This window comes from Trichlorobacter sp. (assembly GCF_034008105.1).
Lineage (GTDB): Bacteria > Desulfobacterota > Desulfuromonadia > Geobacterales > Pseudopelobacteraceae > Trichlorobacter.
In genome coordinates this window covers 64305-90507 of the sequence record NZ_JAVEPN010000011.1, presented here as the reverse complement: position 1 = coordinate 90507, position 26203 = coordinate 64305, and the positions used below count along the sequence as shown (strand labels likewise).

Below are 26203 nucleotides of genomic sequence, written 5' to 3'. Positions count from 1 at the left end.
TGCTGCCGACAGGCATTGTTTGCAATACTGCAATAGTTGACGGCGACACTCTTCTCGTCAGCAATGCTAATCGTCCAATATCAGGGCTTTTTATCTATTTCATACAAGATGCTAGGGTTTGGCACGTCAGTTGCCTTGTAGATAGCTGGTACTCCAACTGGAACCACTATCCCTGCAAGGAGGGTTTTCATGACGAATCCGCACGAGAGTAAAGGCTGGCAGGTCGTTATTGCCGGCACCGGCATCAACCTGGCCCTGGGCGTGCTCTACGCCTGGAGTATCTTCAAAGAGGCGATTGTCACTTCCATCAAGACCGGTGGTCCCGGCGCCTTCCAGTGGGACCTGGCTTCGGTTGGCACCCCCTACGCGGTCAGCTGTCTGGTGTTTGCCTTTGCTATGATCATCGCCGGCAAGGCCCAGGATAAGATCGGTCCGGCCAAGACGGCCCTGATCGGCGGCCTGCTGGTGGGGGCCGGCTTTGTCCTGTTGGGCTTTACCAACAGTTTCCTGGCCTGGATTATCGGCTTTGGCGTGCTGGCCGGAGCTGGTTTCGGCTTTGGCTATTCTGCCGCCACGCCGCCGGCTATCAAGTGGTTCTCTTCGGCCAAGACCGGTCTGGTGGCCGGCATCGTGGTGGCCGGTTTCGGTCTGGCGCCGGTCTATATCGCACCGCTGGCCAAGTTCCTGCTGGGGCATTTTGGTATTCAGAACTCAATGCTGATCCTGGGCATCGGTTTCCTGGTGGTGGTCTGCGGCCTGTCCTTTCTGCTGGTCAACCCTCCCAAAGGGTATGTGCCCCGTGAGGTGCTGCGTGGCTACTATCCAGCCCTGGATGCGGAAAAGAAAAAGAAGGAAGAGTCGAACGCCGAACTGGGTGAGGTATTGCGTTCTCCCAAGTTTTACGTGTTGTGGTTCTGCTTCTTTATCGGTGCTGGCGCCGGTCTGATGGTGATCGGCAGTGTGGCCGGCATGGCCAAGGCCAGTATGGGCGAGATGGCCTTTGTGGCGGTTGCCATTGCCGCCGTGGGTAACGCAGCTGGACGGATCGTGGCCGGTGTGCTTTCCGACCGGATCGGTCGTCGCGCAACATTATTCATCATGCTGGCCTTTCAGGCCTGTCTGATGTTTGCCGCCATTCCGATCACCGCCAATCCTAACGCGGTAATGCTGGTGATACTGGCCACGTTTATGGGCTTCAACTACGGCTCCAACCTGGCCCTGTTCCCTTCCTTTGCCAAGGATTACTGGGGGCTCAAGAACTACGGCCTGAACTACGGTGCCCTGTTTACCGCCTGGGGTATGGGTGGTTTCGTGCTGGTGCAGGCTGCCGACAAGATCAAGGCTATGCCCAACGGCAACACCAACGCCTTTATTGCAGCCGGTATCCTGCTGGCCTGCGGCGCCGCGATGAGTGTGTTCCTGGCAGACAAGAAGAAGGCTGTGGCCGGCGAAGAAGTGCCGTCCCGCTGGCAGGAGTTCTGGGGCGAGTTCTCGCTGGGCTTCAAGGTGTTCCTCGGCTTCGAGGAGCCTCAGGTCCGTGCTCCCCGCAACTGGGATGCCATTGAGGCAGAGCGCTCCAAGGCCTGATCGGCTCTGGAGAGAGAATAACCGCAAACGCCCCGGCCATCAGGCCGGGGCGTTTGTCATTTGGTCGTTTGTAAAAGATAGCTAGGGACAGCGTTGGGCTGCCTTTGCCAGATCGGAGCGCACCTGGCGGGCAAATTGATCAATCCGCGTCAGATGATCCCGTTGCGTGTCGTCAAGGATCCGCAGAATCCGCTCCACTTCCGGAGAATCACCGGCAAAGCGCTCAAAGACGTGACGCTCAATGAACGATTTTTCCGTGTCCACCACCAGTGAGAGCGCTTTGGGCAGGTCTAACGTCCCTGCTTCAAGGGCATCGTGTATCCCTTTGACGTATGCTATCAGGGCGTTCAGGGTGTAGGTGCGTGTTTTACCCTCACTGAATACAGCCGTGCCACTGCTGATACAGTTCTGGAGATGATCGATCCAGCCGGCATGCTCCTGTTCTTCGCTGGCCAACGCTAAAAACTGGTCTGCGTAAGCCGGAAAAGACTGGGCCAGCTTTTGGTACAGGCGGGCCATCTGCAGTTCCTGATCCTTGTAAAGCTGAAGCAGTTTTTGCTGGAACGGTTCAAGCGGCACGTTGGCTCCTCAGGTGTATTGTTGCTGGGTGCTTCATAGCACAATCGCAGAGACGGGGCAATCGGCTTGCTTGAGCTTTTCAGGTTGTGCGCTACACTGATAACGTTGTGTACCCGTGTCTGACGAGGTTGCGATGAATCAGTACCTACTTGAGAAACTCCTGCAGCCTGAATGCTATCCGGAGCCGACCAGTGCGGTGCGCCATCTGCAGACCCATATCTCCCACCTGTTTCTGACCGATCAGTACGTCTACAAACTGAAAAAGCCAGTTGATTTTGGTTTTCTTGATTTTACCACCCTGGAGCGGCGACGTCATTTCTGTCACGAGGAGTTGCGTCTGAACCGGCGCCTTTCGCCGGACATCTACCTGGAGGTGGTGGCGCTGCGTGACGATGGCAGTGGCGGACTCTGTTTCGGTGGAGAGGGGCAGCTCATCGAGTATGCGGTCAAGATGCGCCGTCTGCCCGAGGAGCGGATGTTGGACCGGCTACTGGCTGCTGACCAGATAACGGCAGCTGACATCGAGGCCATTGCCCGTGTGGTGGCTGCCTTCCATGCTGCTGCCGCCACTGACCAACGGATCGCCTCCTTTGGTTCAGTAGCCGTCATTCGGGCCAACTGGCTGGAAAATCTGCGACAAACCCTGCCCTATTGCGGTGTTACCTTGTCCCGTGCTGATCATCAGCTGATTGGGGACTGGGCGTTGACAACCCTGGACAGTGCAGCGGCATGTTTTGACGAGCGGGTGTCAGCAGGCTTCATTCGGGAGTGCGACGGCGACCTGCATACAGAAAACATCTGTCTTGATGGTCAGGTGCATATCTTCGATTGCATCGAGTTCAACGAACCGTTTCGCTACAGCGACACCGCCGCCGATGTGGCCTTCCTGGCTATGGATCTGGAGAACCATGGCCGTCGCGACCTGGCCGAGCTGTTTGTGGCCGCCTATTGTCAGGAAAGCGGCGATACCGGGTTGCTGGCGGTGTTGTCGTTGTATCTGGTGAACCGGGCCTTTATCCGTGGCAAGGTTGAGAGCTTCAGGCTGGATGACCCGCTGATTCCAACGGCTGATAAGCAGGCTGCGGCACATCGTGCATCACGTTTCTTTCGGCTGGCCCGGGGCTATCTGCTGCGCCGGCGATTGCCCCGCTGCCTGCTGCTGACCTGTGGTCCTACCGGGTGCGGCAAGAGCAGTTTTGCCGTTGAACTGTGCTTTCAACTGGGGATTGGACATCTGCAGGCCGATCGGGAACGCAAGCTGTTGGCCGGGATCCGGCCAACGGAGCGCGGCGCTGCCATCTACACCGCCGACTGGAACCGCGCCACCTATGAACGGCTGGCTGAACTGGCCGCTGCCGAACTGGCCGCCGGTCGCAGTGTGGTGGTGGATGCGACCTTCCGGTCCGCCGCCGACCGTGCCCGTTTTGGCTTGCTGGCGGCAGAGGCGGGGGTGCCGTTGATCATCTGTGCGTTGGTCTGCCCAGCCGAGGTGGTGCGGCAGCGGCTTCTGGACCGCCAGCAATCAGATGACAGTGTCTCCGACGGTACCTGGCCGGTCTATCAGCGGCAGATTGCCATCTTTGAGCAGCCTACCGACGCAGAGGGACAATTGCTGGCTATTGATGCAACAAAGCCGGTAACGGCGATGGTTGAGCAGGCATTGAGCGGTTTGGCGCTGCTTCTCTGAAGGGGTGGTTTGTGTAACTGCCAGGTAAAAGTTGGGCCCACCTGATTTTTTTAGATACATGTCTGAAATAGTGTGCTAGGGTGTGACATCTTTTGAAGTTTACTACCCTGGAGACTTTAGAAGCTCCGGGGTTTTTGTTTAACAGATTTACGAACACTTGCGCTATCGCAGGTGCATTACACGCGAAGGTAGAAGAAGGAGAAGTACGGTATGACAACAGGTAGGGTTAAGTGGTTCAATGACAGCAAGGGGTTCGGTTTTCTGGAGCAGGAGAATGGCGAGGACGTGTTCGTACATTTCTCCGCTATCAACGCCAATGGTTTCAAATCCCTTGCTGAAGGGGATGCGGTCCAGTTCGAGGTGGTCAAGGGCCCCAAAGGGCTGCAGGCTGCCAACGTGACCCGCATTTAAGCAGGTTTAAGTGTCAGCATTCGAAAGCCCCGGCCTCTGGCCGGGGCTTTTTTTGTCTCAATCGCCACTGACTGTCAGATAGGGCGAGTCAAGCCCATGCTCTGCCAGATAGGAGCGCACAGCGGCACCCCCTGACATCAGTAGTTCATCCAGCCGGTGTTCCAGCGTCAGCCAGACCAGCCAGGGTAGGTTGCCCAGCAGTGAACAGCCGTAGTCCTGCTCCATCTCACGCAGGTGTGCCAGTTCAAGCTCCTGGGCCAGCTCCTGCGGAGTTGCGGCGTAGTGGGTCGGAAAGGCAACCACCGAGCGGTCCAACTGCTCCATGAACTGCTGTTTTTGCTCATGGGAAAGGGCTCCAAAATCGGCGGTGCACCAGTGTGGCTCTCTGGTTGAAAGCAGGGAACGGCAGGAGAGGGGCCGCTGCTGGTAGACGCCGCAGCTGCCGTCCTGCTCCAGAAACGGACAGGGACCTGCCTGGTCGCGGTAGCTCTTGAGCCAGTCCTTCAGCGAACCGGCCTGTTGAGCGCATTTCGCAATAACGGGAATGGCCGCCTGCAGGCGTGCCTGTTGTTCCGGTGTCACTACGCAGGCAATGGCAATGGCCTCAGTGGCGGTGCAGTTGACAACCAGGCGGCAACAGCCGCTGCAGCCCTTGCCGCAATAGATGCTGCCGCCCCGCTGCCGGTATTCGCTTAACCATGCCCCGCAGAACTGATCGAAGCATTCCTGTTTTTGACGCACCGCCTGCATGCGTGTATCATGTGACATAGGTTGCATCTCCCTCTGCGCGATCATACGACAGCAGGGCATAACGGTGCAATCCTGCAACTGGATTTGATGAAGAAAGGAGTGATGCAGATGCAGCAAGGCTATTATGTGCCCGTTGGAATCGAGAGCATCGAGCCGGACATGTTTCCGGATGTGGCGTTGTATCTGCGCAGCGGCGGCAATTACGTGCTCTACAAGAATAACGGTCGTCTGTTCTCCAAGCAGGATGCCCAACGGCTGATGACCAACAATATCGACTTCCTGTATGTCAGCCCGGCCGACATGGAGGTGATCAACCAGTATATGGAGTCCAATGCCGAACGGTTCCTGACCAGTGCAAGCTTCGATGGTCGTACCAAAGGCAAGATTATCTACCAGACCTCGATCAACTTTGTGGGGGATATCTTCCAGAATCCCGGCAAGGCCGGAGACCTTAACCGCAGCAAACGCCTGATCGAAAACCTGATGACCTATCTCTCCAGCGATCGTGATGCCCTGACCTCGCTGGAAACGGTCATGACCAAGAATTACTACACCTTTGTCCATTCGTTGCAGGTGACGGCGCTCTCGCTGCTGGTACACGCCGAGGCTTTTATGCTGGCCCACGACGAGATGGTGGACGTCGGTATCGGTACCTTGCTGCACGATTTCGGCAAGATATTCATCTCGCAAGAGATACTCAACAAGACCGGCAAACTGAGCGACGAAGAGGTGGCGGCCATCAGGCGACACCCGATGGATGGCTACACCTACCTGAAGGAAAACACCAGTCTGAACGACATCTGTCTGGCGATCGTGCGGGACCATCACGAGCGGATCAACGGTAACGGCTATCCGCAGGGGCTTAAAAAAGAAGCTATTTCACGCAGTGCCCAGGTGGGGGGACTGTGCGACGTCTACTGCACCCTGACCATTGACCGCAGCGGCCGTACGGCCCTGCCGCCCTACCTGACGATCCAGGTGATGCGGCAGGAGATGAAAGATGCCTTTGACAAACGCCTGCTTGATATCCTTGAGGGCTTGACCTGTACCGAGGATGCACAGCAGTTGGTACTTTAAAAGCAGCACGAGGGAAATGTATGCAGAAACAGGTTTACGTTATTGGACACCGCAACCCCGATACCGACTCCATAGCCTCGGCCATCGCCTATGCCGACTTCAAGCGGCGGCTGGGATATAAACAGGTGACCGCTGCCATGGCCGGCGCACCCAATCCGCAGACCAGCTACATTCTCAACCGCCTGGGGGTGGAACCGCCCCTGTATCTGGCCGACGTACATCCCAAGGTGCGTGATGTGCTGGGTCGCGGGCCGATTACCGCCGCTGCCGGCATGCCGCTCAAGGAGGCCCTGGAGCTGTTTCACCAGCATGCCATCAGGGTATTGCCGGTGGTGGACCAGGCCAGGACGCCACAGGGAGTGGTCTCGTTGCTCAAGCTGTCGGAGAAATATCTGGTGGCCGGCAGCGACCGTCGCCGCGGGGTGGACAGTTCGCTGCGCAACCTGTGCCATTGTCTTGAGGCCAGCGTGCTTTGCGGTGAGCTGGACGATGAGCTGGAACACCTGCACCTGTTCATCGGGGCGATGACCGAACAATCCTTCAGCACCCGGATCGCCGGCTATGATCCATCGAGCCTGCTGGTGCTGACCGGCGACCGGCCCTCAATCCAGCATGCCGCCATTGAGATTGGCGTCCGGCTGCTGGTGGTTACCGGCGGGCTGCCGGTTGATGATGCTCTGCTGGCGGCTGCACGCGGCAAAGGGGTGGTGGTCATCTCTACCCCTCACGACACGGCATCGGCCACCTGGCTGGTACGGCTCTCGACGCCACTGGCCTGTTTCATGGATCAGAAGTTCGAACAGATCGGCGTGGCGGAGCCGCTGGAGCATCTGCGTCTGAAGTTGCTGCACTCCGGTGAGCCGGCGGTGGTGGCGGTGGAGGAGGATGGCTCCATTGCCGGCATTGCCACCAAATCGTCCCTGCTGACACCGCTACCCTACGCCTTGATCCTGGTGGATCATAACGAGCTGTCCCAAGCGGTGCCGGGTGCCGAGTCGGTTGATATCCTGGAAGTGATTGATCACCACAAGCTGGGCAACCCGGCCACCCACCAGCCGATCACCTTCATGGCAGCGCCGGTGGGCAGCACCTGCTCCATCGTGGCCTCCCTCTACCGTGAACGGGGGTTGGTGCCTGATCAGGCGATCGCTGGTCTGCTGCTGGCCGGCATCATGTCCGATACGATCATCCTCAAATCTCCCACCACCACGCGCCGTGACCGTGAACTGGTGGCCTGGCTGGAGCCTTTGGCCGGGCTGGAGCACACCGCTTTCGGTCGCGACATCTTTGCTTCCTGCAGCGGCTTCTCTGCCCATGGGACCACCAAACAGGCCGTGCGTGCCGACTTCAAGCACTTCACTGCCGGAGAGACGCTCTTTGGCGTTGGCCAGGTGGAGGTGGTGGGCTTCGACGAGTTCTTTGAGCTAAAGGATCAGCTGCGTGAGGATTTGCGGCAGATCAAGCAGGCTGACAAACTCCAACTGGCCGGCCTGATGGTGACCGACATCTACAGTGAGACCACTCTGTTTCTGGCCGAGGGCAAGAATGAACTGGCCCACCTGATGGGCTACCCCCAACTGGAGCCGCACCTGTATGAGCTGAAAGGGGTCATGTCCCGCAAGAAGCAGATGGTGCCCCACCTGCTGAAGGTGCTGGGTGCACTCTGATCTGCATTTCTTCAATTGACCTTGAGCAGTCGAACTGCTACTGTACAACTACTATTACACGCTGTTCCAGGAAGATAACGATTACCATCAGCATTCGTCAGCCCCGGAAACCTTCGGGGCTTTTTTCTTGTGCAGCACGAAAGAAGGAACATCCATGCCGTTTCAATCATTTAGCCTGCACCCCAAGGTGCTGAACGGCGTTTCAAGCGCCGGCTATCAAACCCCCACCCCGATCCAGTCCCAGGCCATTCCCAAGATCATGGCCGGACACGATATCATGGGCCTGGCACAGACCGGCACCGGCAAGACCGCTGCCTTTGCCCTGCCGATCCTGCACCGTCTGATGCAAGGGCCCCGCAAGCAGGTGCGGGCGCTGGTGATTGCCCCCACCCGTGAACTGGCCGAACAGATCAACGACGCTCTGCAGGAGCTGGGGCAGCAGACCCGTCTGAAGAGTATCACCGTCTATGGCGGGGTCGGCGTCAACCCGCAGATTGAGAAACTGAAAAACGGGGTGGAGATCGTGGTGGCCTGCCCCGGCAGGTTGCTGGATCATATCAGTCAGGGCACCATCGACCTGAGCCATCTGGAGTTGCTGGTACTGGATGAGGCCGACCAGATGTTCGACATGGGCTTTCTGCCCGACATCCGGCGTATCCTCAAGCATCTGCCTAGCCAACGTCAGACCATGTTGTTTTCAGCCACCATGCCGGCTGAGATTCGCGGTCTGGCCCGCGAAATACTGCGAGACCCGGTGACGGTACAGGTGGATACGGTGGCCCCGGCCGCCACGGTCAGCCATGCCCTCTATCCGGTGGCCCAACACCTGAAGACTCCACTCATGATGCAACTGCTCAAGCATACCGATACCGAATCGGTGCTGATCTTTACCCGCACCAAGCACCGTGCCAAACGGTTGGGCGAGCAACTGGAAAAGGCCGGCTACACCGCAGCCTCATTGCAGGGCAACCTGTCCCAGAACCGTCGCCAGGCAGCTATGGAGGGATTTCGTAGTGGTACGTTCCAGATCCTGGTGGCCACCGATATCGCTGCCCGGGGTATCGACGTCTCCCAGGTATCACACGTGATCAACTATGATATTCCCGATACCACCGAGGCCTATATCCACCGCATCGGCCGTACCGGTCGCGCTGCCAAGAGCGGCGACGCCTATACGTTGGTAACTGACGAGGATGGTGCCATGGTGCGGGCCATAGAGAAGACGCTGGGCACCGCCATCGAACGCCGCACCATCGCCGGGTTTGACTACACTGTGCCGGCCCCGCGCAAGGATGACGAGTTTGCCCGGCCACCCCGTCAGCCGAATCCGCGACGCAAACCGGCGGCTCAGCCCGCAAAAACCGGCCATCCGGTGGATGTAAAAAAACGTGGACCCCGGCCGGCAGGGGCTTCAAGTCACGCGGGAAGAGCTCGCTAGCCAGCTATCCCGCATAAATTCTGGATCAGCGAGACATACAAAAACCCTTTGTCATTTCGCGCATATCTGTGGTATTTTGTCGCTCCCTCCCACCGCGCACACTGTCCTTCGGAGAGGTTTTCCGTCTGTACGGGGGTCGTTAGATGCACAGACTGCAACCATGGCTGAAGAAGCTGTTTACGCCGATCACCATCATGTTGATTCCCCACACCCGGGTGGGTACCTTCAATCTCAAACTGCCGCTGGTTGTCTTGGGGATGCTGGTAATCTTTGCCGGGGTGGGGGGGGTCTACACCCTTTCGCTCACCTACCACGCCGTTGATTATTTCGTTTTAAAGCGCAAGTACAACGATCTGGCTGGGCAGTTACAGTCGGTGCAGGGCAGCATCCATTCCCTGAAGCAGGCCGAGGCTGAGTTTAAGCGCTTACTCTCACTCGGTTCGCGTAAACAGGTCCTGGATGCTGCGGTCACGGAACCGAGTGACGGTTCGATTGATATTGAGGAGCTGAAGCAGCAGATTGACGCATCGCTGAAGTCGGTGGTCGGTATCCGCACCTACCTGGCGCAACAGCGTGATCTCTATCGCTCGACACCCCAGGGATTGCCGGTGGCTGGCCGCCTCAGCTCGGGCTTTGGCATGCGGCTGCATCCCAAGTATGGTAAGCAACGCTTCCATAGTGGTATTGACCTCTCAGCGCAGCGGGGCACCCCGGTGCAGGCCACCGCTGATGGCATTGTCAGCGTGTCCGGCTACGGCGCCGGCAACGGCAACGTGGTGGTGATCGAGCATGGCCACGGTTTCAGCACCGTCTATGCCCACAACGATCGCAACACTGCCCGAGTGGGTCAGACCGTCAAGCGGGGCGAACAGATCGCGATGGCCGGCGCCACCGGTGTTGCCACCGGTGTCCATGTGCACTACGAGGTTTGGCGCCAGGGCAGGCCGGTGGACCCGGCTGACTTCATCAAAGAGTCAAACGAACGAGTAGCGTTACGATAAGGAGGCGTCTGGATGTTTTCTGCAAAGCAACAGAAGCTGGAAGTGATCATCGGTCCGGAGTCAGCGATACGTGGTGATCTGACCTCAAAGGGCACGATCCGTGTTGATGGCGCCATTGAAGGCAACGTAACCGCCGATTGTGTGATTATCGGTGAAAAGGGGCTGATCACCGGCGATGCAGTGGTGCGCCAGATGATCATCGGCGGCAGGATCGAGGGGCATGTCAGGGCTGCTGAAGGGGTGGAGATTCAGCGTACCGGCGATGTCTGCGGTGACATCAGCGCAGCTCGATTGACGATTGCTGATGGTGCCCAGTTTGACGGCCGCTCCACCATGAAGCGTGCCAACGCCAAGGAGATAGGCTACAGCGGTAGCGAGGAACTTGCCAACGTCTGATAGACGTAAGCGCAACGAGCATGCAGACCACAGCAAAGCCCCGTCAGAAGTTTCTGACGGGGCTTTGCTGGTTCTGGCTGCATAGCGTGGTTATTTGTTGTGGCCTTTGCCTTTGCCCTTACCCTTGCCGGGTCTGTCGTCGCCACCACCGCCCTGCTGGCCGGTGTAGCGCAGGTTGCCGTTCTTCAGGGCATGGAAATCAGCTGAGCCCGGTTTGATGCCCAGTTCTTTTGCCATGGCGCCCCAGCCTTTGGTCTTGTTGCTGCGGTAGGTCTGCAGTACCACCGGGGCCGGCTTGCCGGCCATTTGGCCCAGTTGGAAGGTCATAAAGACATCGGCCGGGGCAGCTACCTGGGCAAAGACCGCATCCACCTGGGGCAGCGGCACACCAAACTGGGCGGCGATGCCGGCCTTGAAGCCGGGCAGGTCGGCGCGGGCCTGTACGTTCAGGTTGGCGAGGAAGCCGTCCAGGCTGGCCCAGGCTGCGGTTGAGAATGTCAGGATCATGCTGCACAGTGACAGGATCAGGATACGTTTCATCGTGACACACTCCTCAAAAGATGGAAATTGTAAGGCGAACTATAGCAGCTTCGCCGGCAAGTGCAATAGCGTTAACGGCAAAAGCCCCGTCAGAGTTCGCTCTGACGGGGCTTTGTGGTGTTTGACAAATGAGTCTTACAGACCCAGCTGCTTAAAGAAGTCGTTACCCTTGTCATCAACCAGGATGAAGGCCGGGAAGTTTTCGACCTCGATCTTCCAGACCGCTTCCATGCCAAGTTCAGGGAAGTCTATGCACTCGACCTTCTTGATGTTCTCCTCAGCCAGGATGGCGGCCGGTCCGCCGATGGAGCCCAGGTAGAAACCGCCATGCTTCTTGCAGGCATCGGTGACCTGCTGTGAGCGGTTGCCCTTGGCGATCATGATCATGGAACCGCCGTTTTCCTGCAACAGGTCAACGTAGGAGTCCATCCGGCCGGCAGTGGTCGGGCCAAAGGAGCCGGAGGCCTTGCCAGTCGGAGTCTTGGCCGGCCCAGCATAATAGATCGGATGATTCTTCAGGTAGTCAGGCAGCGGCTTGCCGCTGTCCAGAATCTCCTTGAACTTGGCATGGGCGATGTCGCGGCCCACCACGATGGTGCCTGAGAGCAGCAGGGCGTCACCCACCTTCAGACCGGACAGCTCTTTGAGGGTCTCGGCGATCGGCTTGGACAGGTCGATCTTGTGTCCGTGCTCATGCTTAGCCATGCGGTACTGCTCCGGCAGCAGGCGGCCCGGATCGCGGTCAAGCTGTTCGATGAACAGGCCGTCCTTGGTGATCTTGGCCTTCAGGTTGCGGTCGGCGGAGCAGGAGACCGCCATACCCACCGGGCAGGAAGCGCCGTGGCGGGGCAGGCGGATCACGCGCACGTCATGGGCGAAGTATTTGCCACCGAACTGGGCGCCGATCCCCAGCTTTTGGGCTGCTGCCAGCAGTTTGCCTTCCAGTTCCACATCGCGGAAGGCTTGGCCATGCTCGTTACCCTGGGTGGGCAGGCCGTCCAGGTCACGGGCGGTGGCCAGCTTGACGGTTTTCATGCAGGCGTCGGCCGAGGTGCCGCCGATCACAAAGGCGATGTGGTACGGGGGGCAGGCGGCGGTGCCCAGGTACTTCATCTTCTCGATCAGGTACTTCTCCAGCTTATCAGGGGTCAGCAGCGCCTTGGTCTCCTGATAGAGCATGGTCTTGTTGGCGGAGCCGCCACCCTTGGCCATGAACAGGAATTTGTAGTAGTCGCCGCTGGTGGCCAGGATGTCGATCTGGGCCGGCAGGTTGGTGCCGGTGTTGGTCTCCTTGTACATATCCAGGGCCACGGTCTGGGAGTAGCGCAGGTTTTCTTCAGTGTAGGTCTTGTAGACCCCTTTGGAGAGATATTCCTCGTCGTTACCGCCGGTCCATACCTGTTGGCCCTTCTTGGCGACGATGGTGGCGGTGCCGGTGTCCTGGCAGAGCGGCAGTTCGAACTTGGCGGAAACCATGGCGTTGCGCAGGAAGGCCAGCGCAACCCCTTTGTCGTTCTGGGATGCCTCCGGGTCGGCCAGAATCTTGGCAACCTGCTCGTTGTGGCTGGGACGCAGCAGGAAGGAGAGGTCTTTCATGGCCTGATTGGCCAGTACGGTCAGCGCCTCGGGGTCAACCTTGACCACCGGCTTGCCGTCAAACTCCGACACAGAGACGTATTTTTCAGAGCCCTCGATCTTGTAATAGCTGGTCTCATCCTTGGCAAGGGGGAACGGCTCCTGATAGATAAACGGTTTGGTAGACATCGGTACAACTCCTTTCGTCAACGTAGGTTCGGACGCTGTCCGGTAGTGTATACACGAAAATATTTCGCATACTAAGCAAAACACCGGGTCTTGTCGAGTGCTAAGTTATTCTTGCTTAATTTGACGTGTTTGGTGGGGTATGGTAGGTATGCTGCGGAGTAACCAGTCCGTGTGCAGGGGAGAGCGTCATGTTCAGGCAGATCCGTGATGATATCAACTCGGTCTTTGACCGCGATCCGGCTGCCCGCAGCAGCCTGGAGGTCCTGTTCTGCTACCCAGGGCTGCACGCAGTCTGGTTCCATCGCCTGGCCCACTGGCTCTGGACCCATGAGCTGTTTTTTCTGGGGAGACTGACCTCCCACCTGGGACGTTTTCTGACCGGGATCGAGATCCACCCGGGGGCCAAAATCGGCAGACGCTTTTTCATCGACCACGGCATGGGGGTGGTGATCGGTGAGACCGCCGAGATCGGTGATGACGTCACCCTGTACCACGGCGTGACCCTGGGTGGGGTGACCTGGGACAAGGTCAAGCGCCACCCGACGCTTGAAGACAAGGTCGTTATCGGTTCCGGCGCCAAGGTGCTGGGGCCGTTTACTGTGGGGCGGGGAGCCAAGATCGGCTCCAACTCGGTGGTGGTGAAAGAGGTGCCACCCAACGCCACGGTGGTGGGGATACCGGGCAAGATAGTGCTGGCGCCGGAGGCTGCTGCTGATGGGCGGCCTGACCTTGAGCACGGCAAGCTGCCCGACCCGTCGGCCACTGCCATTGCCTGCCTGTTTGACCAGTTGAAAGGGCTCGAAGAAAAGTACGACGCACTGCTCAAAGAGCATCAGGATCTGAAACAGCGGCTCGTTGACGACGGCCCAAAATCGTGAGATAAGAACGTCTATGATCAAGCGTCAAACCACCATCAACCGTATCTTCAAACTGTCCGGCATCGGCCTGCATTCTGGCCATCAGGTGAATCTCGAGTTTATTCCCCGTCGTGAGCAAGGGATCGTCTTCGTGCATAACGGCGTGCAGATTCCGGCCCGCTACGACCAGGTGGCCGATACCCGGCTCTCGACCCTGATTGCCAAGGATGGCGCCACGGTTTCCACCATCGAACACCTGATGGCGGCCTTTTACTTTGCAGGCATCACCAACTGTCTGGTGTATATCGACGGGCCGGAAGTGCCGATCCTGGACGGCTCGGCCTGGGAGTTCTATCAGGGGATGTGGAAGGCCGGGGTCTACGAGTTTCCCGAGGAGCAGGTCTACCTGAAGGTGCTGCAGCCGGTGGAGGCCAGCCACGGTGATGCCTGGGTCAGGATTAAACCGCTCAACACGCTGGACATCACCATGACCATCGAATTCCGTCAGCCAGTCGGTCTGCAGCGTCGACGGGTCTCCGATGTGGAAAACGCCTTTTCGATCCTTAACTCACGCACCTTCACCATGCTGGAGGAGATCGAGGCCATCAAGAAGATGGGGCTTGCCAAGGGGGGCTCTCTGGACAATGCCGTGGTGGTGGGTGAGGATGAGATCTTGAACCCGCAGGGCTTGCGCTACCGCAAGGAGCTGGTCAACCACAAGATCCTTGATCTGATCGGTGATCTGTACACCAGCGGCCACCGCATCCTGGGTAAGGTGGAGGCCCACAAGACCGGCCATCATTTAAACAACCTGCTGCTGAAACAACTCTTTTCCGACCCTGCCAACTACCAGATCTATTGAGGCGGTGCTTCCCCAGCCTTGGGCCGTTCCTTCTGATTCCCCAGCAACACCTCGCCGCTGTCGGTAAAGACCCGCACCGGCAGTTCAAAGACGCGACGGAAGATATCCAGCGTGCCGCTGGCCATGGTCTTGACCGGTATGGCGGTGACCTGCGGGTCGGCCCAGCTGCCCTTGGCCTCGAAATAGGTGGTGATCAGGCTGCCGTCACCGCCGGTCAGAATCCAACCCACCACCGGTATCCTGCTGATTACTTTATCAACGGTCTGCAGCGGCTGCACACCGATCAGCAGGTCCAGATCCTCCTTGACGATATTGATCTTGCCTACCATCGAAAGGTGCATGGCGTTGCTGTTGATGAAGAAGTCCTGGCTGGAGAGGACACCGTCCTTGACGCCGACCGTGGTGGTGATCTGATTGAACGGCATCCCCTCACTGACCATGTCCGGCAGGCTGAATGTGAACAGCTGGGAGACGTTGAGCAGCGAAAAGACCTTGGCAAGGGTACTGAAACGACGTAGTTGGCCCCGTTCTATAGTGAGAGCCAGGGTACCGTTGGCGGTCCGTTTCAACTCGTCCAGGCTGTCCCCCGCAGCGCGCAGATTGCCCTTGATGTTCATCAGGCCGCTGATTTCCCGGTTAATGCCCAGGGTCTGCAGCAGCCGGTCCGATTCAATCCGGTCCAGCGCCACCTGCAGGGCCCAGCGGTGGGGTTGTCCGCTGACCTGCTCCAGTTGGCCCTTGGCAGCAAGGTGACCGCCCAGGACGCCGGTCTGCAGGTCGTTCAGCTGTAGCAGCCCGCCTTGGTTCGTGAACTGTGCACGCAGCTTGTTGAAGGTGATGTCGCCATAGCTTCCTTTTTCAGCGCTCAACTGCCCGCGCAGGGTAAACGGTTGTGCCGGCTCTGTTCGCGTTGCGCTTTTGGTCGCAGCTGTGGGCTGTTCAGGGGTCAACAGCGGCAGTAGTTCGTCAATATCCAGATTGCTGATGGCCATGCGCAGGTTCAGGTCGGGCACCGGTTTCGGGCTGATGGTGCCCGCCAGACTGAATGGTGTTTTGGGCAGCCGTCCCGACAGATTACGGATGGTGTACAGATCCTTGCGGAAGCCAAGGTTGGCACTGAAGGAACGGATGATCGGCAATGAGGTAAGACGGATACCAAAATCAGCTGGATGCAGCTCCGGCGAGGTAATAAACAGTTCTGCCTCAGGATTTTTCAGTGAAGCGATCCGCCCGCGCAGCTGCAGGGCAGTCTTGCCGTAACGGACGGCAATGCTGGAGGTCTCCAGGCTGTTGCCCTTGAACGAGGCGAGGCCGTTGATGGCGGTCAGCGGGGCGCGCTTCTTCAGTGGTCGTATCGAAACATTTCCCAACCTGACAGTGCCATTATAGGACATGGCGCTCAGGTCTCGTGGATCGCCGCTGGCACTGATATGAGCCTGGAGTGTGCCTTTGGGCTGGAACTGCTGCCAGACGGTCAGGATCGGCAGCTGCGGGGAGAGCAAAAAGCTGTTGCTTTGCAGTTCATAGCTGAGGTAGGGCACAACGCCGCTGTGTCTGAAGGTGGCCAGCCCGGAAAGGTGAAGCGGCTCCAGGATGTAGGAGAGGGCGGTTATACGTACCTGGTCTTTGTCCAGCACGCTGCTGAAGCTTAAGCTGTTGGCCATGCCGGCCGGTTTGTTGACCACATCGGGGAAGGTGTAGGCTGCGTTGTCCAGCTGCCAGGTGCCGGCCAGTCGGTAGGCGTTGACCGGCCCTTCGCCGGTCAACTGTAACGGCGCAATGCCTGAAAAGGTCAGTTGCTCAGCGCCGACCAGCTGCGCCAGCCAGGCCACCTCGGCCGACTTGAGGTTGCTGATATCCATCTGGAAGGGATAGGTGGACGGCACACCAAGGGTGCAGTAGTCGGTGATGCTGCCCTGTTGCAGGGTGAAGGGGGAACCGCCGAACGTGCCGCTGCCCCGATACAGGTTGAAGTCGCGTCCCTTCATCTCCAGTTCGCAGCTGATGTTGTTGAAGCTGGGAATACCGGCGCCATAGTTGATGACAGCCTGTTCGGCGGTGCCGCTGATGAACAGGGCACCGGGGTTGTCGCCTTCGTCAAAGCGCGCCAGCTTGGAAAAACGGCCCTGCAGGGTGCCATTGAGCAGCTTGAAACGGCCGGCTCTGATCTTGTTCTTAATAAAGTCCGTTGCACCATCGTCGATGATGCCGAACGGGATATAGGAGCGGACCTGCTGGTAGTCGAACGGCTCGCTGTTTCCCTTGGCCGTCAGATAGGGGTCAGCGGTGTCGAGGTCGGTGAGCTTGAGGCTGCCGCGGAAGCTGAAGCCGTCTGCATCCAGTTCGATCGTCGACAGGTTGAGGCTGGAGGGGGTCCGTTTCAGGTCGAACTGAAGCTGGGCCTGCTTGGGGGCCACCGGGCCGTGGAATACGGCGGGCCAGACCACCTTGGCGTTGTTGAGCCGCAGCAGCCCCTGTGCTGTAAAATCTGCCGGGGTGCCTTTTAACTGGGCCTCCAGATCGAGGGTGCCCCCCGGCGGCCCAAAGGGGATATGCTGGCCGAGGTAGGTCCAGATGCTGGTGTAGTCGATCTTGCTAAGGGCCAGATTGGCTTTGATCAGCAGGTTGGTGTTGAACGGCTCTCCCGGAGCAGGAATCCTGATCGCACCGGCGCTCTTGATGCTGCCGTTACCCAGTTTGGCCGACAGCTTGTAGGAGCCTTTTTCACCGCGATTAACGTGATCCAGCTTCAGATCGATGGCGGTCAGCTGGATCCGTTGCACCCCGCCGCGCGGGCTTGCCTGATCCTGCCACAAGATCCGCGCCTGGCGCAGCTTGATGCCGCGCACCTGCAGGTCGATGGCGCTGGTTTTTGATGTCAGCAGGTCATCAATGTTGAGCGCACCGGCGGCATCCCGGGTGACTCGTGCCTGCAGTCCGTCGACTACGATCGAGCGCAGCGCGACCTGCCGTTTGATGAGCGGCAGCAGCCCCAGGCGGAAGGTCACTTTTTGGGCGCTTAAAAATTCGTCGTTACTGTCCCGTTCCCGCAGATGCAGCTCGTTGACCACAAATTGCGGGCCAAGACGCCAGACAAAGCGGATGCTGCCCAGGCTTATCTTTCGTTTGAGTGAGCCCTCCAGCAGGTCTACAATCTGCTGCTGATAGGTGCTGATATCAACCAAGCGGGGTAACAGGGGGCCGATCACCAGGAAGATGATGGTGCCGAAGATCAGCAACAGGCCGGCCAGTTTGAGATACCACTGTTTAAAGGTCATGATGACGCCTGGAGCGGGGCCTCTTCAGGAACAGGTATGATGCGTACGCGCAGTACGGCGGTGCGGGTTACCTCTTCGCAGACCAGACGGTAACCGTGCCAGACCAGCGACTCGCCCTGTTCCGGCAGGTGGCCGAGTTCATGCAGAATCAGGCCGGCAAGGGTGTCGTAGGGCAGATCGTCTTCCTGCTTGATGCCCAGCAGTTCCCGCAGGTCAAAATCCGGTAGCATGCCGTCCACCAGCCAGCTGCCGTCTGGCAGTTGCTGCAATTTCGACGATTCACCGGTATCGTGTTCATCTTCAATCTCGCCCACCAGCTCTTCCAGCAGGTCCTCGGTGGTGACCAGCCCTGCCAGGCCGCCATATTCGTCAACCACCAGCGCCATATGGTTGCGGGTACGCTGCATCTCTTTCAGCAGATCATTGACCTTTTTGCCTTCCGGAACAAAGACCGGTGGTCGCATGACTTCGTGCAGCGGTACCGCCACGCCGCGTACCAGCTTGCCCAGCAGGTCCTTGGCATGCACCACCCCGACGATCTCCTCAATGCTGTCACGGTAGACCGGGTAGCGTGAGTACTGCGACTCGAGGATGATCCGCAGGGTTTCCTCGCGGGGTGTTTTCAGTTCCAGGGCTACGATGCGGGTGCGGGGCACCATCACCTCACGGACACAGGTGTGGGTAAATTCAAAGATATTGCGGATGTACTCATGTTCTGCCTCGCTGAAAACGCCGCTCTCGTGACCTTCAGCAACGATGTGCTGCACCTCTTCGCGGGTGATGAAGGCGTTCTGTTCACCATTGGCGCCCAGCAGCCTTAAGACCGCCTTGCTGGAACTGGTCAGAACCGCAACTGCGGGGGAGGCTATGCCTGAAAACAGACGCATCGGTTTGGCCAGCCGCAGGGCGATTTGATCGGCGTACTGCAGGCCCAGCGCCTTGGGCACCAGCTCGCCGACGATCAGTGAGCTGTAGGATACCAGGCCAACCACCACAAAGGCGGCCAGCGGTTCGGCGGCGCTGCTGATCAACGGCCAGGGCAGGGAGGCAAAAAACGGTTGCAGGTGCTGGATGGCCACAATACCGCCCACGGTTGAGGCCGCAGTGCCGGCCACGGTGACTCCGATCTGGATCACCGCCAGTAAAGGGTGGGGGTCCCGCTGGTAGCTGTCAATGATCTGTGCGCGCTGATCACCGTCAGCCACCAGTTGCGCAATACGGCCCTTGCGGATCGAGATGATGGCAAACTCGGCCATGGAGAAAAAACCGTTCAGGCCGATTAAGATGGCAATGACTATCAGTTCAAGAGTAACCGTATCCATAGGTTGCACATTTTCACATTCGGGTGGGGGGTTGTCAACCGTGTTGGACGGGCGGCAATAAAAAAACCCGCCACGCATGCGTGGCGGGTTGAAACGATCAATGAAGTGCTACTATCAGGAGGCAGTAACCTGCACCTTCAGGTTGGCGGTCACTTCGGGATGAATCTTGACCGGTACGGTGTAGTCGCCCAGCTGCTTGATCGGCTCAGCCAGCACCATCTTCTTGCGGTCGATCTCAAGGCCCTGCTCTTTCAGGAAGGCGGCGATCTCCATGGTGGTCACCGAACCGAACAGCTTGCCCTCTTCGCCGGCCTGGTGGGCCAGAGACACGTTGACCGCCTCCAGTTTGGCGGCCAGCAGTTTGGCAGCTTCCAGGGCCTTGTTCTTCTTATAGGCCAGTTGACGCTTGGCATGCTCCAGGGCCTTGGCGTTCTTGTCGGTGGCCTCAATGGCCAGCCCTTTGGGGAGCAGGTAGTTGCGGGCGTAGCCGGGTGCCACCTTGACGATGTCGCCGATCTGCCCCAGGGTGTCGATGTTTTCTTGAAGAATTACTTTCATCTGGTGCTTCTCCTTTCAAGCCTGATGAGGTTACAGGTTTTCTTCCTGCTTGGTGCGTGGGGTGCGGAAATCACCCCATAAATCGAAAATGCCGATGAAGGCGACCACGGGTGCCAGATACGGTTGCAGCAGCAATACTGCGATCAGCATCACCTTCAGCACACCGGCGTAGCTGGTGCGAGCGATCATGGTCAGCAGGACTGCCAGTCCCTGGCAAAAGTACAGAACCGCAAGCACAGCCAAGACGTTCAGGGCCGGGGTCGTGATCAGGGGCGTGGTTGCCAGCATACTGAAGCCGGCCACAATCAACGGCCAGATCAGGATATCCGGAACACGGAAGTTGCTAAACGGTTCCACCTTGAGCGTCAGGGCGCGTTGTATGGCCATGCGGCGCAAAAACAGCAGGCTGATACTGGCAACCAGCAGCAGGTTCAAGGTGCCCAGGGCCGGCAGGATGCGCAGCAGTGTGGCCGCAATGTTCTGTAGCCCCTGCTTGATCGTCTCCAGGTCCTGGGGGCTCAACCCCTGTTGTTGCTCATACAGCTTGAGGGCCTGGCTCATGCCGTTGGCGACCTCCTGCTGTGCCATGGTGAGCAGGTTCTGCCCCGCGGTGGCGGCCATGACAAACGCCACCAACGCCGAAGCAAGTGTGGCAGCCATGGTGGTCCAGAGCAGGGCGCGACTACCGGCCATGCCTCGTAGTGCCAGTTCCGGCAGCAGCAGGCCGATCAGGCCGCACTGTGCCAGAAACCAGAGTCCGGCCAGCGGGTTGAAGCCGATGCCGACCAGCAGCGCAGCGACGGCCATTGCCAGCAGGGCAGTCTTGCGCCCGCCTTCCAGGCGGGTGTAGCAGAGCGGAACAGCTGCCAGAAAGCCGGCAATAAAACCGATGAACGGTACTGCCAGGCTGGCTGAAAACAACACGGCGGAACCGGCAGCGCCGAGCAGCATCGTACGAAGGTGCTGCCCGGCGCTGGTCCGTAGCTGTTCAGTGGTACTCAAGATGGATTGTTACGGCAGCGCGTGGCCGGCTGCCAGCGGCAGCAGGGCCAGGTTGCGTGCCCGCTTGATCGCCTCGGTGATCTCCCGCTGGTGCTTGGCACAGTTGCCGGAGATGCGACGCGGCACGATCTTGCCCCGCTCGGTGATGTAGTAGCGCAGGGTGCGGGGGTCCTTGTAGTCAATGGTCATTTCCTTCTCGGCGCAGAAGCGACAGACCTTGCGGCGCTGAAACGGACGCTTCTTGCGGGGGCCACCAGGTCCACGATCAGGACGGGGACCGCTGGGGCGGGGGCCGGAAGGACGGGTATTTTCGGGTGCTGCAGTGGTGGTCGTGGTTTCACTCATTGGTGTCATCCTCCTGGAACGTTATTCCGCTGCCGTTTCGGCAGCTTCAGTCGTTTCGGCGGCCGGCTTGCGCTCGACCACTTTCTTCTCCGGCTCGTCGGTGATGTTGACGCTCAGGTAGCGCAACACTTTTTCGTCGAGTCGCAGACGACGCTCCAGTTCTGCAACCAGGGCAGCTTCGCCGTCAAAGCGCAGGTAAAAATAACGCCCGCGGGGGAACTTGCGGATCTGGTAGGCCAGCTTGCGGGACCCCCAGTCGTCCAGCCGGTGGAAATCACCCTTGAAGGATGCAACCACATCCTGAACCTTGTCGGTGATGGTCTTGACATCATCCTCACCAAGGTCCGGCTGGAGGATGAAGATGGTTTCGTACTTCCTCATGATATTAATCCTCCTCACGGATTAGATAGCCCCGGTCTGGCCGGAGCAAGGAGTTGGCGGCATATGCTGCCGCTTTAGGCGAACGCACTATATATGCTACGTCTCTGAAAATTGCAATAAGATTTTCCGTTCAGGCAGAATCTGTTGACAGCCGTGGTCTGAAGACCTACTAACATGGACCCATAGTACCGCAGCTGCGGAGAGAAAGGAGGCGTGACCATGATGGTGCTGAAAAAGGCTTCAACGTTGGTCTGTCTGGTGGTGATGGCTTGGACGCTTGCGGCTTGTGCGCCAGCGGATCTGGTGCTGGTGCCGAATTATAGAGCAGTGGGGGAACATAAGGGGGCCGGCCAGTTGGTGCTGGGGGTGGCCACTGGCGGTCCGGGCGCGACAGACGGCGTGGAGCGCGAGCAGTTTGTTTATGGTGAAGTACGCACCACGGACGGTAAGATCAAGGGCAATGTGCTCGGCCCCGTGGCCCCGGCAGTGCTGGTTCGTGATGCTTTGCAACAGGAGCTGATCACGTCCGGTTACAGTGTGCAATTTGATACTGCTGCTGCTGCCAGACAGGCCGAGCGAGGAGTGGTGCTGACCATGAGCTCCCTGTCGCTGGATGAGGTGGCGTCACTGGTCAAGATCGAGGCGGAATGTAGGGTGCAGCTGGTGTTGGAGCTCTGGCAGCAGGGTAAGCTGCTCAGCAGGCTGACCTATAGCAAGACCCTGTCGGATTTCGCAGTCAGGGACCGTGAGCAGCTCCACCAAAAGGTACTGCAGAAGACCCTGGCCACGGTCATGCAGTCCGCCACTGCCGACCTGACAGCCTACTTCAAATAGCCAGGCTGTTTGAAGTAGGGGTGTCGATGATGATCTTGTCAAGCAGTGCAGGTCTGTCGTACAGTGCCGTTCCCTGAATGCCTATATCGAGATGAGGAGTAGTTGTATGGCTATAGCCACCAAGATCGCCGGTCATATTTCCCGTTCGTCCTGGATCCGCAAGATGTTTGAAGAAGGCGCGAAGCTGCGGCAGCAGTATGGCGACGACAACGTGTACGATTTCACGCTGGGCAATCCCGATGTGGAGCCGCCGGCTGCCTTTGGCGAGGCGCTGCGCCAGCTGGCCAATCATCCGCTGCCCGGGATGCACCGTTACATGAACAATGCCGGCTACCCTGAAACCCGCTCGGCCGTGGCGGCCAAGCTGTCGCGTGATGCCGGGCTAGCGGTAACCGCCGAGCAGGTGGTGATGACCTGCGGCGCCGGCGGCGCCCTGAACGTAGTGTTGAAGACCATCCTGAACCCCGGTGAAGAGGTCATCATCCTGGCCCCCTACTTTGTGGAGTACAAGTTCTATATCGATAACCACGGTGGGGTGCCGGTGGAGGTCTGGACCAACCGTGAAACCTTTCGGCTCAATCTGGCGGCGATTGAGGCCGCCATTACCACCAAGACCCGTGCCATCATTATCAACACCCCCAATAACCCGACCGGCGTGATCTACCGTGCCGATGAGCTGGCAGCGCTGGGTGAGCTGGTCAAACGCGTGCAGCAGCGCACCAGTCACCAGATCTATGTCATCTCTGATGAACCCTATGCCCGGCTGGCCTATGACGGGCAGCAGGTGCCCAACGTTTTCCCTTTGATAGAAAACAGTGTGATCGTTACCTCCCACAGTAAGGACCTTGCCTTGCCGGGAGAGCGGATCGGCTATCTGGCGGTCAATCCGCGCATGGCCACGGCTGACCAGTTTGTCGAGGGGGCGGTCTTCTGCAATCGAACCCTGGGATTTGTTAATGCGCCGGCCCTGATGCAACGGCTGGTGGTCGGCCTGCAGGACAGTTCGGTGGATACGGCTGCCTATCAGCAGAAGCGGGACCTGTTGTACGACAACCTGACTCGGCTCGGCTTCTCGATGGTCAAGCCGGACGGCGCCTTTTACCTGTTTCCGCAGTCGCCGCTCAAGGATGATGTGGAATTCGTCAAGCGTGCACAACAGCAGCGCATCCTGCTGGTGCCCGGCTCAGGTTTTGGCGCGCCGGGGTATTTCCGGATCGCCTACTGCGTCGATCAGGGTATGATTGAGCGCAGTCTGCCGGCCTGGGAGCAGTTAGCCAGGGAGACGATTCGCTGATATAGTGGCAGGTGCTATAGAGCTGAACCCGGTTCGGGCCGTCCATGCGTGCAATGGACGGCCCGATTCAGTTGTGTGTGCAGTGCGTAGAACGTGAAGATGCTAAAAAGGGGCGGGCCAACGTTTGTCTTGCGGTTGCGCAAGAATGCTTGCGATAGCCGCCAGGGTGGCGTCTGTCAGGTAGGTCAGCTCGGCGCTCAGTCGGGCGACTGCGGCGGCATCAGCCCGTTCAGCGGCGTCTTCGAGCTGTTCTGCGGCATCGGCCAGTTGGAAGGCACCCACGGAGCCAGCCGCGCCTTTCAGGGTATGGGCCGCCTCGAATACCCCGCTATGGTTGGAGGCTACGCAGGCCTGTCGTATGGATTGCAGGTTTTGTTGGGCCTGCTCCTGAAAGGTCTGCAGCACCTCAGGCAGAACGTCGCCCAATCCTGTCGCCACGTAGTTCTTGTGGAGATAGGCCAGGTCCAGCATCCGGTTTGGGGCATAGTGGTGTGATTCCATATCGTCAGTCTCGAAAACGTTTCGTCAGGTCCTGATAGGCGTCGATACGACGGTCCCGCAGGAAGGGCCAGATCCGGCGCACCTGTTCCGTTCTGATCAAATCCAGCTCCACCATCAGCAACTCTTCCTGGTCATTGGAGGCCTTGGCCAGCAGCTCGCCCTGGGGGCCAGCCACGAAGCTGTTGCCCCAGAAGCGGATGCCGCTGGCGGCCGGGTCGGGCGACGGCTCATGGCCAACCCGGTTGATGGACAGCACCGGCAGACCGTTGGCCACGGCATGGCCCCGCTGGATGGTTTCCCAGGCCGACCGTTGACGCTCTTGTTCTTCGGGGGTGTCGCTGGGGTCCCAGCCGATGGCGGTGGGGTAGATCAGCAGTTCGGCTCCGGCCAGGCACATCAGGCGGGCCGCCTCGGGATACCATTGATCCCAGCAGACCAGCACCCCCAGCCTGCCAAGCGAGGTCTGGATCGGGGTAAAGCCCAGATCGCCGGGGGTGAAGTAGAATTTTTCGTAAAAACCGGGATCGTCCGGGATATGCATCTTGCGATAGATGCCGGCAATACTGCCGTCGGTTTCAAAAACCACGGCCGTGTTGTGGTATAGGCCGGCAGCACGACGTTCGAACAGGGAGGCCACCAGCACGATCTCCAGCTCGCCGGCCAAGGCGCCCAGACGCTCACTGGTGGGGCCGGGGATCGGTTCGGCCCGGTCGAACTGGGTCGTCTCTTCGGTTTGGCAGAAATAGGGGCCGCAGTGCAGCTCCTGCAGCAGCACCAGGCGGGCCCCCTTGGCAGCAGCCTGACGGATCAGGTCACAGGTTTTCGTCAGTGTCGCATCATGATCGTTGGTGCAGGTCTGTTGAACCAGGGCGATGGTTAGTCTGTTCATGACAGGACCCCCGTGGGCAGCTGCATGGTAATGCAGTGCAGCGAGCCGTGCTGTTTGATCAACTCCCGGCAGTCGATGCCGATGATCTCACGTTCCGGGAAGGCCAGGCCGATCATGGCCAGGGCACCGTTGTCGGTGGGCTGACCGTAGGTGGGCACCAGTACGGCGCCATTGATTGCCAGAAAGTTGGCGTAGGTGGCCGGCAGACGATGACCGTCCTCGTCGAAACAGGCAGCTGGCCAGGGCAGCGGTAGCAGGCGGTAGGGCTGGCCGGCCAGGGTACGCAGCCCCTGCAGTTCGGCCTCCATCTGCTTGAGCGGCTGATAATGCTCGTCTCTCTGGTCGTCACAGGCCACGTAGACGATGGTGTCGGCAGGGCAGAGTCGCGCCAGGGTATCGACGTGGGCATCGGTGTCGTCACCGGCCAGGTGGCCGTGTTCCAGCCAGTGGATCAGGCGGGCCCCCAGCAGTGATTGCAGGGCGCCGTTCAGTTCATTACGGTCCAGTTGGGGGTTGCGGTTCGGTGAAAGCAGGCACTGGCTGGTGGTGAGGATCGTGCCGTTGCCGTCGCTTTCAATGCTGCCGCCTTCCAGGATCAGGCCGATGGTGTTGACCCGTGGCCTGAAGGCCCCCTGTTGTTTGAGGGTACGGGTCAACTGATTGTCGTGGTTGGCGGCAAACTTGAGGCCCCAACCGTTGAAGCCGAAGTCCAGCAGGACCGGCTGGTTATTGACCAGCACCGTGACCGGTCCGCTATCCCTGGTCCAGCTGTCGTTGCTGTCGGCTGCCAGGATGATGACCCGTTCCAGCGCCACCCCGGCCTGCTGCAGCCAGCTACGAGCCTCTTCTGGAGCTGGTGCTGCCAGCAGCACCGTTTCAAAACGGGTAATCGTCCTGATCAGTTCAGCATAGACGCTGCGAACCTCAGTCAGTACGGGGGCCCAGTCAGTTGCTTCGTGGGGCCAGGCCAACAGTATGCCGTCCTGCGGCTCCCATTCAGCTGGAAGGCGGATTGCCATGGACATCGAACAGACTCCTTTGGTGTGGGTGGTGCCTACTTCAAAGCATTAAAGTATAGCCCTGAATCCGGCTGTCCGCAAGGCCTTTAGCCTTGATTTCTCGTGGTTATTTAGGTAAGAGGATAGATTCCAAAGTAGATGCTGCGACGATTGATTTCATAAGC

Annotated in this window: 25 protein-coding genes; 12 read left to right on the top strand and 13 right to left on the bottom strand. The window is 59.0% G+C overall.

Annotated features, from left to right (window positions below):
- Window positions 1-189: 189 nt before the first annotated feature.
- Window positions 190-1587, top strand: coding sequence for an OFA family MFS transporter (locus tag RBQ93_RS08265; protein WP_320371629.1), 1398 nt, complete (start codon window positions 190-192; stop codon window positions 1585-1587).
- A gap of 81 nt (window positions 1588-1668) precedes the next feature.
- Here the strand turns inward: RBQ93_RS08265 and RBQ93_RS08260 are convergent, their stop codons facing one another.
- On the bottom strand, window positions 1669-2166 hold the full coding sequence (locus tag RBQ93_RS08260) for a hypothetical protein (RefSeq protein WP_320371628.1): 498 nt from the start codon (window positions 2164-2166) through the stop codon (window positions 1669-1671).
- 133 nt (window positions 2167-2299) lie between these two features.
- On the opposite strand from RBQ93_RS08260, the gene RBQ93_RS08255 reads away from it, so the two are divergent.
- Together RBQ93_RS08255 and RBQ93_RS08250 are read left to right on the top strand one after the other, a co-directional pair.
- The gene (locus RBQ93_RS08255; RefSeq protein ID WP_320371627.1) at window positions 2300-3853 is read left to right on the top strand and encodes an AAA family ATPase; all 1554 of its coding nucleotides are present in this window, start codon (window positions 2300-2302) and stop codon (window positions 3851-3853) included.
- A 210-nt stretch (window positions 3854-4063) separates the two neighbouring features.
- A complete protein-coding gene (locus RBQ93_RS08250; RefSeq protein WP_320371626.1) occupies window positions 4064-4264 on the top strand; it encodes a cold-shock protein in 201 nt (66 codons plus the stop codon).
- Window positions 4265-4321: 57 nt separating this feature from the next.
- Here the strand turns inward: RBQ93_RS08250 and RBQ93_RS08245 are convergent, their stop codons facing one another.
- Window positions 4322-5032 (bottom strand): YkgJ family cysteine cluster protein, encoded by a 711-nt coding sequence (locus tag RBQ93_RS08245; RefSeq protein WP_320371625.1) that lies wholly within the window; start codon window positions 5030-5032, stop codon window positions 4322-4324.
- 90 nt (window positions 5033-5122) lie between these two features.
- Between RBQ93_RS08245 and RBQ93_RS08240 the strand changes: the two genes are divergently transcribed.
- The 5 genes from RBQ93_RS08240 (at window position 5123) to RBQ93_RS08220 (ending at window position 10593) form a co-directional block, all read left to right on the top strand.
- Window positions 5123-6091: an HD-GYP domain-containing protein gene (locus RBQ93_RS08240; RefSeq protein ID WP_320371624.1), complete on the top strand. Its 969-nt coding sequence runs from the start codon at window positions 5123-5125 to the stop codon at window positions 6089-6091.
- A 20-nt stretch (window positions 6092-6111) separates the two neighbouring features.
- Complete coding sequence (locus RBQ93_RS08235) at window positions 6112-7758, top strand: putative manganese-dependent inorganic diphosphatase (protein ID WP_320371623.1); 1647 nt, start codon at window positions 6112-6114, stop codon at window positions 7756-7758.
- A gap of 154 nt (window positions 7759-7912) precedes the next feature.
- Window positions 7913-9196, top strand: a complete 1284-nt coding sequence (locus tag RBQ93_RS08230) for a DEAD/DEAH box helicase (RefSeq protein WP_320371622.1) — start codon at window positions 7913-7915, stop codon at window positions 9194-9196.
- Window positions 9197-9339: 143 nt separating this feature from the next.
- Complete coding sequence (locus RBQ93_RS08225) at window positions 9340-10197, top strand: M23 family metallopeptidase (protein WP_320371621.1); 858 nt, start codon at window positions 9340-9342, stop codon at window positions 10195-10197.
- A 12-nt stretch (window positions 10198-10209) separates the two neighbouring features.
- Entirely contained in the window at window positions 10210-10593 is a 384-nt protein-coding gene (locus tag RBQ93_RS08220) for a polymer-forming cytoskeletal protein (RefSeq protein ID WP_320371620.1), read from the top strand.
- Between the two features lie 90 nt (window positions 10594-10683).
- On the opposite strand, the gene RBQ93_RS08215 is transcribed toward RBQ93_RS08220, so the two are convergent.
- A complete protein-coding gene (locus RBQ93_RS08215; protein WP_320371619.1) occupies window positions 10684-11133 on the bottom strand; it encodes a hypothetical protein in 450 nt (149 codons plus the stop codon).
- A 135-nt stretch (window positions 11134-11268) separates the two neighbouring features.
- Window positions 11269-12897, bottom strand: a complete 1629-nt coding sequence (locus tag RBQ93_RS08210) for a fumarate hydratase (RefSeq protein ID WP_320371618.1) — start codon at window positions 12895-12897, stop codon at window positions 11269-11271.
- Between the two features lie 188 nt (window positions 12898-13085).
- Here RBQ93_RS08210 and cysE point away from each other — a divergent pair, with 188 nt between their 5' ends.
- Window positions 13086-13775, top strand: coding sequence for a serine O-acetyltransferase (gene cysE, locus RBQ93_RS08205; protein WP_320371617.1), 690 nt, complete (start codon window positions 13086-13088; stop codon window positions 13773-13775).
- A gap of 13 nt (window positions 13776-13788) precedes the next feature.
- On the top strand, window positions 13789-14616 hold the full coding sequence (lpxC, locus tag RBQ93_RS08200; protein WP_320371616.1) for a UDP-3-O-acyl-N-acetylglucosamine deacetylase: 828 nt from the start codon (window positions 13789-13791) through the stop codon (window positions 14614-14616).
- Here lpxC and RBQ93_RS08195 read toward each other — a convergent pair.
- The 6 genes from RBQ93_RS08195 to rpsF all read right to left on the bottom strand — a co-directional run bounded on the left by RBQ93_RS08195 (window position 14610) and on the right by rpsF (window position 21505).
- Window positions 14610-17894 (bottom strand): AsmA-like C-terminal domain-containing protein, encoded by a 3285-nt coding sequence (locus RBQ93_RS08195; RefSeq protein WP_320371615.1) that lies wholly within the window; start codon window positions 17892-17894, stop codon window positions 14610-14612. The two genes, lpxC and RBQ93_RS08195, sit on opposite strands and share 7 nt — an antisense overlap.
- Window positions 17891-19216: a hemolysin family protein gene (locus tag RBQ93_RS08190; protein ID WP_320371614.1), complete on the bottom strand. Its 1326-nt coding sequence runs from the start codon at window positions 19214-19216 to the stop codon at window positions 17891-17893. Before RBQ93_RS08190 ends, RBQ93_RS08195 begins: the two co-directional genes overlap by 4 nt.
- A gap of 114 nt (window positions 19217-19330) precedes the next feature.
- A complete protein-coding gene (rplI, locus tag RBQ93_RS08185; RefSeq protein WP_320371613.1) occupies window positions 19331-19774 on the bottom strand; it encodes a 50S ribosomal protein L9 in 444 nt (147 codons plus the stop codon).
- Between the two features lie 30 nt (window positions 19775-19804).
- Window positions 19805-20776: a YybS family protein gene (locus RBQ93_RS08180; RefSeq protein ID WP_320371612.1), complete on the bottom strand. Its 972-nt coding sequence runs from the start codon at window positions 20774-20776 to the stop codon at window positions 19805-19807.
- Between the two features lie 9 nt (window positions 20777-20785).
- Complete coding sequence (rpsR, locus tag RBQ93_RS08175; protein ID WP_320371611.1) at window positions 20786-21121, bottom strand: 30S ribosomal protein S18; 336 nt, start codon at window positions 21119-21121, stop codon at window positions 20786-20788.
- A gap of 21 nt (window positions 21122-21142) precedes the next feature.
- A complete protein-coding gene (gene rpsF / locus RBQ93_RS08170; RefSeq protein WP_320371657.1) occupies window positions 21143-21505 on the bottom strand; it encodes a 30S ribosomal protein S6 in 363 nt (120 codons plus the stop codon).
- 216 nt (window positions 21506-21721) lie between these two features.
- Between rpsF and RBQ93_RS08165 the strand changes: the two genes are divergently transcribed.
- The gene (locus tag RBQ93_RS08165; RefSeq protein ID WP_320371610.1) at window positions 21722-22336 is read left to right on the top strand and encodes a hypothetical protein; all 615 of its coding nucleotides are present in this window, start codon (window positions 21722-21724) and stop codon (window positions 22334-22336) included.
- Between the two features lie 106 nt (window positions 22337-22442).
- Entirely contained in the window at window positions 22443-23630 is a 1188-nt protein-coding gene (locus RBQ93_RS08160) for a pyridoxal phosphate-dependent aminotransferase (RefSeq protein WP_320371609.1), read from the top strand.
- Window positions 23631-23732: 102 nt separating this feature from the next.
- Here RBQ93_RS08160 and RBQ93_RS08155 read toward each other — a convergent pair whose 3' ends face one another.
- The 3 genes from RBQ93_RS08155 to RBQ93_RS08145 are packed head-to-tail and all read right to left on the bottom strand — an operon-like array spanning window position 23733 to window position 26039.
- The gene (locus tag RBQ93_RS08155; RefSeq protein WP_320371608.1) at window positions 23733-24131 is read right to left on the bottom strand and encodes an Hpt domain-containing protein; all 399 of its coding nucleotides are present in this window, start codon (window positions 24129-24131) and stop codon (window positions 23733-23735) included.
- Window positions 24132-24135: 4 nt separating this feature from the next.
- Window positions 24136-25020, bottom strand: a complete 885-nt coding sequence (locus RBQ93_RS08150) for a carbon-nitrogen hydrolase (RefSeq protein ID WP_320371607.1) — start codon at window positions 25018-25020, stop codon at window positions 24136-24138.
- Window positions 25017-26039 (bottom strand): agmatine deiminase family protein, encoded by a 1023-nt coding sequence (locus tag RBQ93_RS08145; RefSeq protein WP_320371606.1) that lies wholly within the window; start codon window positions 26037-26039, stop codon window positions 25017-25019. The genes RBQ93_RS08150 and RBQ93_RS08145 overlap by 4 nt, the downstream gene beginning before the upstream one ends.
- Between the last annotated feature and the right edge of the window lie 164 nt (window positions 26040-26203).